Raw genomic sequence first — 11,742 nt, forward strand, 5'->3', positions numbered from 1 at the left:
ATGCGCCTGCGCGCCCTCCACCTTGGCAATGTGCGCAAATTTGCGGGCCAGCGCGCCTCCATCACCGGGATCGGCGACGGCATCACGGTGGTGTCCGAGGCCAATGAATTCGGCAAATCGACCTTCTTTGATGCGCTCCACGCGCTGTTTTTCGACAAATACAGCTCTGCCGCCAAACAGGTGAAAAGCCTGCAACCCTACGCCAAGGGCGGTGTCGAGATCGCCGCCGAGATCGAGACCGACGCGGGCACGTTCCGGGTGGAAAAGACGTTCCTGAAATCCGGTGGCGCGGCCCGTATCCTGCGGTTGCCCGCAGAGACCGTGCTCGCCCAGGACGACGAGGCTGAGCGCTGGCTCTTGGATGTTCTGGGCTCTGACAAGAACGGCCCGGCGGGCCTGCTGTGGGTGCGCCAGGGCGTCACGGGGCTGGAGGCGGAGGGGAAGACTGAGACGCTCAAGCAATTGGAAACACGACGTGATTTGCTGTCGTCGGTCAGCGGCGAGATCGACACGATGACCGGCGGGCGGCGCATGGACCGGGTGATGAAACGCGTCGCGGAAGAGCTGAAGGGGCTGGTCACTGCGACCGGCAAACCGACGGGCGCCTGGCGCACATTGATCAGCGATATCGCCGATATGGAGCAAAATCTGTCGGCGCTGGACGCCCAGATCAACAAGCTATCCGCCGCGCTGACGGGCCGCAAAGACGCTGAAACCCAGCTGGCCACCTTGGATCTGGCCGAAGCAAAAGCCGCCCGCGCGCAAGCATTGAGCTTGGCGCAAGACGCCTTCGCCGAGGCCAAGGCCCACGCAGGCCGCATCGAGCGGGCCGAGCAGAGCCACCGCCTGGCGCAGATTGAGGCGCAGGCCGCGCGAGGGCGGCTGGACAGGTTCTTGTCGGCTACTGAGGCGTTAACGGTGGCGCGGGGCACGGCGGAGAAAACCGGTGAAGCCGCCGCCCAAGCAACCGTCGAAAGCACGCGCCTTGACGCGGTTTTGGCGGAAGCACGCGCGGCCAAGTCCCACACGGAGGCCGAGGTCGCCAAGGCGCAGGCGGATCAGGAAGCCGCGCGGGCTCAGCTGGCGGCGCGCGCCGCCTTGGCGCGTTCAGATGACTTGAAGAAACAATTGCAACAGATTGAAGAAGCTCAGAAAAGAAGGGACGCCGCTGCGGCCTACGCGAAGGCATCACCGGCCACGCCGGAGTGGTTAAGCCAGGTTGAGCAGGCCGAAAATGCCGTCGCCGTGCAATCCGCAGCGGTTGCCCTGCGCTCTGCTTCTCTGCGAATTTCCTACTCGGGCGAGGCCCGGATCACACGCGATGGGGCGCCTCTACCGGGCGAAGAAGACGTCGCGTTGCGCGGCCCAACAAAGTTAACAATACCCGGGATCGGTACGGTGGTTCTGCAGGTGCCAGACGCCGGAGACGCGGACCTCGCGCAAAGCGAGCGCGCCCGTGATGCGCTGTTGGCCAGCGCCGCGGTGGGGTCGGTGCAGGAGGCCCGGGAACTGGCCGCGCGCCGTGCCCGCGCGGTTCAGGAGCGGGAGACGGGGGACGCGATCCTGAAGACCTTGGCGCCCAACGGCACGGAAAAGTTGCGCGCCGAAAAAGCCTCGGCTGATCTGGCGGCAGAAGGGGCGGACACCGCGCCGATGCCTGCGCCGGAGGTCTTGGAAACGGCCCTGTCTCAGGCCCGGGCCGCCGATTCGACGGCGCAGGCGGCCTTGGAGCGCAGTGAGGCCGCCGCCGCCGCCGCGCGCGAGGCGGCGATCCGGGCGCAGGCGGCAGAGCAGGGGGCGAAATTGGCGGTGCAAAAGGCGGAGGCGGAGGCCGGGCCCGAGGAAGGGCGCGATACCCTGCGGACCGATTTAATCCGAGCCGAGGCCCAGGCCGCCGAAGCGCTGACAGACACCGCCCGCACTCTCGCGGACCTGCGCGCCCAAGCCCCCGATTTGGTCACAGCCAAGGCCGAACTGACCCGCGCGCAGGAGGCGCAAAGCGCCGCCGACGGGCAGATGCAAACCCTGCGCGTGCGCATCGCCGCGCTGTCGGCAGAGATCCACGCCCTGGCCGAAGCCGGCGTGGAAGAAACCCGTGACACCTTGGCCGGAGAGCTGGAAACGGCCCGTGCCCAGGGGGCTCGTTTTGCCTCCAAAGCCGCCGCCCTGACTCGCTTGCAATCGGCTCTGGAGGCCGAACGCACGGCGGCGCAGGACACGTACTTCGGCCCGGTCCAGGAAGAGCTTAAGCCACTTCTTTCGATCGTTTACGATGATGCCGGGCTTCAATTCGATAGCGACAGCCTGCTGCCCGCAGGCCTTTCCCGCGAGCAGACGGAGGAGCGGCTAGATCACCTGTCCGGCGGCACGCAGGAGCAGATTGCGATCCTCACCCGGCTGGCCTTCGCGCGGCTTTTTCGAGGGCAGGGGCGGCACATGCCCATCGTGCTGGATGACGCGCTGGTCTACTCGGATGACGGGCGGATCATGAAAATGTTTACGGCGTTAACCCGTGTGGCTGAGGATCAGCAGATCCTCGTTTTCACCTGTCGCACCTTGGCGTTTTTGCAACTGGGCGGCACGCGGCCCGAGGTCACGATCCGTGACCTTTGAGCAGATCCGCACCTTCCTCTGGGTCGCGCGCCTGGGCGGGTTTCGCAAGGCCTCGGACCGGCTGAACCTGTCGCAACCCGCCGTCTCAACCCGGATCTCCAACCTTGAAGATGAACTGCAGGTGTCGCTGTTCGAGCGTGGGCCCGGGCAGTTGATCCTGACCAAACATGGCCAGCAACTGTTGGCCTATGCCGAGCAGATGCTGTTCGTGGAAGAAGAGATCAAGAACCGCGTTGGCAACGCCGCCGAGACCGAAGGGCTGTTTCGGATTGGTGCCTCCGAGACCATCGCCCAGGCCTGGTTGCCTGAATTTCTTCTTGCGTTCTCAGCGGCTTACCCCCGGGTGAACGTGGATCTGACGGTCGATATCTCGGGCGCTTTGCGCGACGCATTGGTCGAGCGTCGGTTGGATCTCGTGTTTCTGATGGGGCCGATCTCCGAGTTCTCGGTCAAGAATGTCGCGCTGCCGCAGTTCGACTTGCATTGGTACCGCGCGGCACATCTTAACGACGTTAACCTCGCTGAGATCCCGGTGATCTCCTACTCCTCCAAGACCCGCCCGCACCGCGAATTGACGAGCGAGCTGGCACGCCGCGTGGGGCCAAAGATGCGGGTATTCTCCTCCGCATCGCTGTCCGCGAGCCTGCGGATGATCGCGGCGGGCATCGCCGTCGGGCCTTACCCCCGGGTGCTGGCGACCCCGTTTCTGAAGGAAGGACAGGTGGTGGAATTCGACCCCGATCTCCCCCTTTCCCCCTTGGAATTTACCGCGTCCTACCTGGCGGAGCCCCGTAGTTTCCTGGTCGAGAACAGCGCCGAGATTGCGCGTGACGTGGCTGAGCGGTGGCACGTGGAACACCCGACTTAGGCATCCAAAATATCTATCACAACATATACAAAATGATAATTTGATTTAAACACGCCACCCATGTGAAGCTTCATCGAGCCGTTAAGGGGGCCTCGATGACAGCGCAACACATGCCAGACGCCGCGGCGATCCGCGCCAGCATTCGGTCCGGCGCGTTCACGGGCCATACTTCGGGCATGGCGCCGGGCAAGCTTCAGTGTAACCTCGCGATCTTGCCAGCCGTCCATGCGCTCGACTTTCTGCGGTTTTGTCAGCGCAACCCAAAGCCGTGCCCCGTTGTGGGCGTCAGCGAGACCGGTGATCCGATGCTGCCGACCCTCGGGCGAGATATCGATATCCGCACCGACGTGCCCCGCTACCGCATCTTCCGCGATGGCATCCTGAGCGCTGAGGTTAACGACATTAACGATTTGTGGCGCGACGACTTGGTGACCGTCGCGCTGGGGTGTTCCTTCACTTTCGAGAACGCGCTGATCCATGCGGGCATTCCCGTGCGCCACATCGAGGACGGGGTAAATGTGCCCATGTTCCGTACCAACATCCCCCTCGTCTCCGCCGGGCCGTTCACCGGCCATATGGTCGTGACGATGCGCCCGATCCCGGAAGCGATGGTGGACAGAGCCCACGCGATAAGCGCCAAATTTCCCCAAGCCCACGGGGCCCCGATTGCCACGGGCGACCCGCGCGCGTTGGGCATCCAAGACCTTTCGATGCCCGATTACGGGGATGCAGTGGCCGTCAAACCCGGCGAAGTGCCGGTCTATTGGGCGTGCGGCGTCACCCCGCAGAACGTGCTGCTCGATGCGCGCTTGCCGCTCTGCATAACCCATTCCCCCGGCCATATGCTGATCTCGGATGTGGCCGAGGACGCTGAAACCCCGATTTACCAACAATAACACCAACATGGAGAAGAACATGAAACACTTTACAGCGATCCTTGCAGCCTCGACCGCCTTGACGGGCGCGGCGCACGCCCAAGATCTGTCCGTCGTGGGCAGCTGGTCTGGCCTGCCACTGCACGGCCAATACGAGGCGCCGTTTTGGACCGAGACGATGACCGCCGCGGGCTTCAATGTGGAACTGACCACGCACAACCAGATGGGCCTGGGCCTGTCCGAGATCTACCCGCTTCTGGGCCAGGGCGTTTACGATGTCGCGATGACCGTGGGCGATTATGCGGTGGGTGACGCGCCGGAGTTGGAAGGCCTCGACGTGCCGCTTCTGGCCCTGACGGCGGACGAAGCGCGCGCCATGGTCGACGCCGCGCGGCCGATGGTTTCGGACATTTTCCGGGACCGCTTCAACGCCGAGGTGCTGGCCATCGCGCCGTACCCGCCGCAGGTCGTTTTCTGCAACGCAGAGATCACCGGGTTGGACGATCTGGAAGGTCTGCAAATCCGCGCCTCGGGCCGGATGACCGCGCTGTTGCTGGAGGCATTGGGCGCCGAGGGTGTGAACGTGTCCTTCTCCGAGGTTCCCGGCGCGCTGCAAAACGGCGTCGTGGATTGCGCCGTGACGGGCGCCGGATCGGGCTATTCGGCGGGCTGGTGGGAGGTCTCGACACACCTTCTGCCGATCCCGCTTGGCGGCTGGGACAGCGTCGTGACGGCGATGAACCTCGACACCTGGAATGGCCTCTCGGAAGAGCAGCAGGCCACCGTCCGGTCCGAGATCGTCAGCGGGTTTGAGGACCCGGCCTGGGCCTCGGCTCAGGACGCTTTGGTCAACGATATCGCCTGCCTCACCGGCAACGGCGACTGCCCCGCGGGCGACGCGCGCGACATGGTTCTGGTGGAGGCCTCGGAGGCCGATTTCGCCCGCGCCCGCGACGTGCTGACCTCCACCGTTCTGCCCGATTGGGCCGAGCGGGCGGGCGGCGATTGGGCCGAGCGTTGGAACGCCTCCGTCGGCCAAGTCGTGGGCGTCACGATCGAGTAAATCCATGGGCTTGCGCGGGTGCTCAAGCTTGAGCACCCGTCTAACCCTCTGAAAGGAAACCATAACCATGGAACTGGCTTTGATCGACCGGCTGCGGCGGCTCAACCGCGCGATTGCGCTTATCGTGGGCGTGGGTGTCCTTTGCGTGGCGGGATTTGTCGTGCTCGACATCCTCCTGCGGCAGGTTGGCGAGGGCTTCGGCGGCACCGATGAGATCGCGGGCTACACCATGGCGCTGGCAACCGCTTGGGGCATGTCTTACGCGCTGCTGGAGCTGGGGCACGTGCGCATCGACCTGCTGCGCACCCGCACCGGGACGACGGCGAAGGCGCTGTTCGATCTGCTGGCGATGGTCGCCATGTCGGGCGTCGTCGTGGCCATCGCGGTGAAGGCCTGGCCGGTGGTGGAGCGGGCGATCACCAACGGGTCGCGCGCCAACACGCCGCTGGAGACGCCGCTGATCTGGGTGCAGGCGCCGTGGTTCGCGGGCTGGGTCTGGTTCGCGGTGATGTCGTGCCTCGTCACATTGTGCACGCTGAGCCTGGTCGTGAAAGGCCGATTTGCCGAAACCGAGCCCTTCGTGGGCGCCTTCGCAGAACAGGACAGCCTCTGATGGTTACCTATATTTCAGTCGGTCTTCTGGGGCTGTTGGCCCTGTCGATCCCGGTCGGTATCGTGTTGTTTTTGCTGGGGTTTGGGGTGGATCAGTTCTTCTCCAACTTCCCATTGTCACGCGCTTTGGGGAACATGGTTTGGACCTCTTCGAACTCGGCCACGTTGATCGCGATCCCGTTCTTTGTGCTTCTGGGCGAGGTGCTGGTCCGCTCCGGCGTCGCGACCAAAACCTACGCCGCGTTGGACCGTTGGGTCAGTTGGCTGCCGGGCGGCTTGGTCCACGCCAATGTGGCGACGGCGACGATGTTTTCGGCCACGTCGGGCTCTTCCGTGGCGACGGCGGCGACGGTTGCGACGGTCGCCATGCCCCAGGCGGAAAAGCTGGGATATGACCCAAAACTGTTCTCGGGCGCCATCGCGGCGGGGGGCACTTTGGGCATCATGATCCCACCGTCGATCAACCTGATCGTCTTCGGTTTCCTCACCCAATCCTCGATCCCGCAGCTGTTTTTGGCGGGGCTGATCCCAGGCATATTGCTGGCGCTGTCGTTCATGGCCGTCGCCGCGATCATTTGCCTGATCCGGCCCGAGTTGGGTGGGGTGCGGCGCACTTTCCCGTTTCCGCAAGTGTTAAGGGCGTTAATAGATCTGCTGCCGATCCTGGTGCTGTTCGGGTTAATCGTAGGCTCGATCTATCGCGGGTGGGCCACCCCGACGGAGGCCGCGGCGGTGGGCGTGGCGGGCGCGCTGATCATCGCGACAGTGGCGGGCGGCATGTCTTTGGCGATGATGCGAGACGCGCTTTTGGGCACGTTGAAAATCACCTGCATGATCATGCTGATCATCATCGGCGCGTCGTTTTTGAACTTCACCCTGGCTTCCGCCGGATTGGGGCGGGAATTGACCGAGTTCATGGAAGGCCTGGGCCTGGGGCCCTTCGGCTTCATCATGGCGGTCGTGGTGCTGTATATTGTGCTCGGCTTCTTTATCGAGACGCTTTCGTTAATGGTGGTAACCATTCCGATCATCGTGCCGATGGTCCTGGCGCAGGGCTACGATGCGATCTGGTTCGGTATCCTGATGATCGTACTGATCGAGATGGCGCTGATCACGCCGCCGGTGGGCCTGAACCTTTACGTCGTTCAAGGCGCGCGAAAATCGGGGTCCTTGAACGAGGTGATGCTGGGGGCGATTCCGTTTGCCCTCGTGATGCTCGCCATGGCGTTCTTGCTGATCGCCTTCCCGCAAATCGCGCTCTGGCTGCCAAACGCGCTTCAATAACCCGTTAACACCGTTAAGACATGGACTGCGGACGCCTCGGGCGGCCCGCAAATGGAGGAGAACTGACATGGCATGGCAATTCTGGGTCGACCGGGGGGGAACCTTCACCGACATCGTCGCCAAAACGCCCGAGGGGGCGCTGCGCACCCACAAATTGCTGTCGGAAAACCCCGAGGTTTATGCCGACGCCGCCGTCCACGGGATCCGGGAGTTGCTGGGGTTGGGACGCGATGAGGCGTTTCCCGAGGGCATGGTTAACGCCGTTAAGATGGGCACGACCGTGGCCACGAACGCGCTGCTGGAGCGGAAGGGGGAGCGGACGCTTCTGCTGATCACGCAAGGTCAGCGCGACCTTCTGCGGATCGGATACCAGAACCGGCCGCGTCTGTTCGACCTGAATATCGAGCTGCCGGAACTGCTCTATGAGGATGCAGTGGAAGTGACGGAGCGGCTTGCGGCGGACGGGGAAGTCATCACGCCGCTGGATGAGGCGCGGGCGCGGGCCGACCTGCAGGGGGCGTTTGACGCGGGCTATCGCTCTGTCGCGATTGCGCTGATGCACTCCTACCGTTTCAACGATCATGAGGTGCAGTTGGGCGAAATCGCGCGTGAGATCGGGTTCACGCAGATCTCGCTCAGTCATCAGGCGTCGCCTTTGATCAAACTGGTCGGGCGCGGCGACACGGCGGTGGTCGATGCGTATTTGTCTCCGATTCTAAGGCGTTACGTGGATCAGGTGGCTGGAGCCTTGGCGAGCGACGCGCGGTTGATGTTCATGCAATCGAACGGCGGATTGACGGATGCGTCGATGTTCCATGGCCGCGACGCGATCCTTTCGGGACCTGCGGGGGGCGTCGTGGGGATGGTGCGCACGGCGGCAGAGCTTGGCTACGACAAGCTGATCGGCTTCGACATGGGCGGCACGTCCACGGACGTCTGCCACTACGCGGGCGAGTATGAACGCAGCTTCGAGACCGAGGTCGCGGGCGTGCGGATGCGCGCGCCGATGATGTCGATCCACACGGTGGCGGCGGGCGGCGGCTCGATCCTGTCCTACCAGGATGGGCGAATGCAGGTGGGGCCGGAAAGCGCGGGCGCGAACCCGGGGCCGGCTGCGTACCGCCGGGGCGGGCCCCTGACGGTGACCGATTGCAACGTTTTGTTGGGCAAGCTTCAGCCCGCGCATTTTCCCGCGGTATTCGGGCCGGACGCGGACCTGCCGCTGGACGCGGACGTCGTGCGCCGGAAGTTCGAGGCGCTGCGGGCCGAGATCGGGACCGAGAAAAGCGTTGAGGATCTGGCTGAGGGGTTTCTGCGGATTGCCGTGGAAAACATGGCTAACGCGATTAAGAAAATCAGCGTTCAGCGCGGCTATGACGTAACGAAATACACGATGAACTGCTTTGGCGGCGCGGGCGGGCAACACGCCTGCCTTGTGGCCGATGCCCTTGGAATGGAACGGATTTTCATCCACCCCTTTGCGGGCGTTCTCTCGGCGTTCGGCATGGGGCTGGCCGACATTCGGACCATGAAGGAACAGCAGTTGGGCGCGCCGATTGCCCAGGATGCAAGCGCCGCGATGGCGTCTTTGTCAGCCACCGCGCGCGCCGAAGTTGCCGCGCAGGGGCTGGCCGATGCTGACATCCACGTCGTGCAGACCGCCCATATCCGCCCGCGCGGCGCGCAGCAGAGCCTTTCGGTGCCCTTTGGAACGGCTGACATCATGACCGAGGCTTTCGCGACGGCCCACAAACAACGCTTCGGCTTTGCGCCGGACACCTCGGACCTGCTGCTCGACGTCTTGGTGGCCGAGGCGGTGGGCGAAACCGGGGAGGCGGTTTCAATGCCCGACCCGGTCGCCACGCAGCGCCAGGAAACCCCGGTGCGATGCGTCTCGAACGGGGTGTGGCACGACATCCCGCTGGTCGACCGCATGACACTGAGCCTCGGGCAATCCGTGGACGGACCCGCGATCCTGACGGAGCCGACGGGCACCAATATGATTGAGGCTGATTGGCGCGCGACCGTGGCGCAGGGGGGCAATCTTATACTGGAACGCACCCGCCCGCTGGAACGGGCGGAAGCCATTGGCACGCAGGTCGATCCGGTGATGCTGGAGGTGTTCAACAACCTTTTCATGTCCATCGCGGAGCAGATGGGCGCGACGCTCGCCAATACGGCGTACTCGGTTAACATCAAGGAAAGGCTGGACTTTTCCTGCGCCATTTTCGACGAGAACGGCGATCTGGTGGCCAATGCGCCCCATGTCCCGGTGCACCTTGGGTCGATGTCGGAATCTGTGCGCACGGTCCTGAAGGCCAATGAGGGGCGCATCAAGCCCGGCGATGTCTTCATGATGAACAACCCCTTCAACGGCGGCACCCATCTGCCCGATGTGACTGTTATTACGCCCGTTTTCCACGGCGACCGCATCGCCTACACCGTCGCCTCTCGGGGGCACCACGCGGATATCGGGGGCAAAACGCCGGGCTCCGCGCCGCCGGACAGTCGGGTGATTGAGGAAGAGGGCGTTGTCATCGACAACTTCCTTCTTGTGCAAGAAGGCACCTTGCGGGACGCCGAAACGCGCCGTCTTCTGGCCTCGGGCCAATATCCTTGCCGCAACATCGAGGAGAACATGGCCGACCTTGCGGCGCAGATCGCCGCCAATGAGACGGGCGCGGAAGAGCTGCGCAAGATCACGGCGCAGTTCGGGTTGCAGACGATCCACGCCTATATGGGCCACGTTCAGGACAACGCGGAGGAGAGCGTGCGCCGCGTGCTGGACGTGTTGAAGGACAGTGAATTCACCTATCCGTTGGATACGGGCGCTCAGGTGAAGGTCAAGATTTCTGTCGATAAATCAAGCCGTTCCGCGACGCTGGACTTCACCGGCACAAGCCCGCAGTCCGAGTTCAACTACAACGCGCCGTTGGCGATATGCCGGGCGGTGGTTCTTTACGTTTTCCGCACGTTGGTGGGCAGCGACATCCCGATGAATGAGGGGTGCCTGAAGCCGTTGAACCTGATCGTGCCGGAAGGCTCGATGATCAATCCCTTGCCGCCCGCGGCTGTGATCTCGGGCAATACTGAGGTGAGCCAGGCGATTGCCGACACGCTTTACGGCGCGCTCGGGGTGATTGCAGGAAGTCAGGGGACGATGAACAATTTCGTCTACGGCAATGCGCGTTTTCAGAATTACGAGACGATTTGCGGCGGCACCGGCGCGGGGGATGGCTTCCACGGCACTTCTGCCGTGCATTCGCACATGACCAACACCCGGATGACCGACCCCGAAGTGCTGGAGACGCGGTTTCCGGTGCGGGTGGAGGAATTCCGGGTCCGCGAAGGTTCGGGCGGGCAGGGGCGCTGGCGCGGTGGGGAAGGGATCACCCGGCGGTTGCGGTTCAACGAGGCGATGACGGTCACGGTTCTGTCGTCACACCGGAAGGTGCCGCCCCACGGGATGGCGGGCGGTGGGCCGGGCGGGGTGGGCGAAAACCTCGTGACCCGTGCCGATGGCACACGACTTGAGCTGCGCGGCAATGATCAGGCCGAGCTGGCACCGGGTGACGTCTTCACCATGCACACGCCGGGCGGTGGTGGGTTCGGCGTGGCCTGACGCAGGGCCCGAGTGCAACAGGGGCGCGGGCAGCGCGGCGTGATCAGCACGCGGAGCACGGGCCGCGATCAATCAAGGTCGCGGATGACTTTCAGGGTCCGGAACTCTTCCTGTTCCGGCTCTGCCGCCAACAGCATCGGCTGGGGGCGGGCCTTGGAATAGGTATGGCTTTCAAGGCGGCTCAACTCTCGTTTCACCAGTTCCACCTGGAACAGAAGCCGTTCCTTGGACTCGCGCAGATGCGCCATGGCGTCTTCCAGGTCCTGCTTGTCATCGCCGCAGAACCCGCTGGAGTCGTCAATCGTGACAATGTTGAGGGCGGGCATCAGCACCAGATCCAACGCGTCGCGGTAGACCTCGGAGGCCAGGGCATCGAGGGGGTGGCTGAAGCCGTCATCATGCAGAAGCGCGCGGTGAGGGTTGCCGACAAAGCCCGCAAAACGCACCAAAACCCGCGACGGGTCGTCCCCGTGGGTGGAGTGGATCATCCGCAACTGCCGCATCGTCAGGCCCGGCAGGGCGAGTTCGAAGTCCGGGTTGGAATAGACGCTGTTGGAATCCGAGAACGTGCTCAGAATCGGCGTGAGCACGTTGACAAGTTCAGGGCAGAACACCTCTTCCATCGGTTGCTCGGCAACGAAGGTGATCCGGTGGCGGTGATCGGCCTTGGTCACAACGACAGCCACCGCGATCCAAGGCTCTGCAGGGGCTGCATTGGATAATGTGATCGAAAGCCCTTCTGCGTACTGCACTGCCGGAGCCATGGGAACCTCCGTTTCCGCATTCCGTTAAAGTTGTAGAGAAA

The 11,742-nt window shown here is 63.7% G+C and carries 8 protein-coding genes; 7 read left to right on the forward strand and 1 reads right to left on the reverse strand.

All coding sequences use genetic code 11. The features are described 5' to 3' along the window. The 7 genes from AC6I9R_RS10495 to AC6I9R_RS10525 all read left to right on the forward strand — a co-directional run bounded on the left by AC6I9R_RS10495 (position 1) and on the right by AC6I9R_RS10525 (position 10,937). Positions 1-2,613, forward strand: a complete 2,613-nt coding sequence (locus tag AC6I9R_RS10495; protein WP_461425521.1) for an AAA family ATPase — start codon at positions 1-3, stop codon at positions 2,611-2,613. Further along, positions 2,603-3,481, forward strand: a complete 879-nt coding sequence (locus AC6I9R_RS10500) for a LysR family transcriptional regulator (protein ID WP_461425522.1) — start codon at positions 2,603-2,605, stop codon at positions 3,479-3,481. The genes AC6I9R_RS10495 and AC6I9R_RS10500 overlap by 11 nt, the downstream gene beginning before the upstream one ends. 95 nt (positions 3,482-3,576) lie before the next feature. Beyond that, on the forward strand, positions 3,577-4,377 hold the full coding sequence (locus tag AC6I9R_RS10505) for a putative hydro-lyase (protein WP_461425523.1): 801 nt from the start codon (positions 3,577-3,579) through the stop codon (positions 4,375-4,377). A gap of 19 nt (positions 4,378-4,396) precedes the next feature. Beyond that, entirely contained in the window at positions 4,397-5,419 is a 1,023-nt protein-coding gene (locus tag AC6I9R_RS10510; protein WP_461425524.1) for a TRAP transporter substrate-binding protein, read from the forward strand. Positions 5,420-5,486: 67 nt separating this feature from the next. After that, complete coding sequence (locus AC6I9R_RS10515) at positions 5,487-6,032, forward strand: TRAP transporter small permease subunit (RefSeq protein ID WP_461425525.1); 546 nt, start codon at positions 5,487-5,489, stop codon at positions 6,030-6,032. Next, on the forward strand, positions 6,032-7,315 hold the full coding sequence (locus AC6I9R_RS10520; RefSeq protein ID WP_461425526.1) for a TRAP transporter large permease: 1,284 nt from the start codon (positions 6,032-6,034) through the stop codon (positions 7,313-7,315). Before AC6I9R_RS10515 ends, AC6I9R_RS10520 begins: the two co-directional genes overlap by 1 nt. A 67-nt stretch (positions 7,316-7,382) precedes the next feature. Beyond that, a complete protein-coding gene (locus tag AC6I9R_RS10525) occupies positions 7,383-10,937 on the forward strand; it encodes a hydantoinase B/oxoprolinase family protein (RefSeq protein ID WP_461425527.1) in 3,555 nt (1,184 codons plus the stop codon). 68 nt (positions 10,938-11,005) lie between these two features. Here the strand turns inward: AC6I9R_RS10525 and AC6I9R_RS10530 are convergent, their stop codons facing one another. Next, positions 11,006-11,701 (reverse strand): hypothetical protein, encoded by a 696-nt coding sequence (locus AC6I9R_RS10530; protein ID WP_461425528.1) that lies wholly within the window; start codon positions 11,699-11,701, stop codon positions 11,006-11,008. Positions 11,702-11,742: the final 41 nt, after the last annotated feature.

This window comes from Gymnodinialimonas sp. (assembly GCF_059726805.1).

Excerpts from the sequence above, each read along its gene's own strand:
- AC6I9R_RS10530 (WP_461425528.1), bottom strand. The coding sequence starts at position 11,701 with ATGGCTCCGGCAGTGCAGTACGCAGAAGGGCTTTCGATCACATTATCC.
- AC6I9R_RS10520 (WP_461425526.1), top strand. The coding sequence starts at position 6,032 with ATGGTTACCTATATTTCAGTCGGTCTTCTGGGGCTGTTGGCCCTGTCG.
- AC6I9R_RS10510 (WP_461425524.1), top strand. The coding sequence starts at position 4,397 with ATGAAACACTTTACAGCGATCCTTGCAGCCTCGACCGCCTTGACGGGC.
- AC6I9R_RS10505 (WP_461425523.1), top strand. The coding sequence starts at position 3,577 with ATGACAGCGCAACACATGCCAGACGCCGCGGCGATCCGCGCCAGCATT.
- AC6I9R_RS10525 (WP_461425527.1), top strand. The coding sequence starts at position 7,383 with ATGGCATGGCAATTCTGGGTCGACCGGGGGGGAACCTTCACCGACATC.
- AC6I9R_RS10495 (WP_461425521.1), top strand. The coding sequence starts at position 1 with ATGCGCCTGCGCGCCCTCCACCTTGGCAATGTGCGCAAATTTGCGGGC.
- AC6I9R_RS10515 (WP_461425525.1), top strand. The coding sequence starts at position 5,487 with ATGGAACTGGCTTTGATCGACCGGCTGCGGCGGCTCAACCGCGCGATT.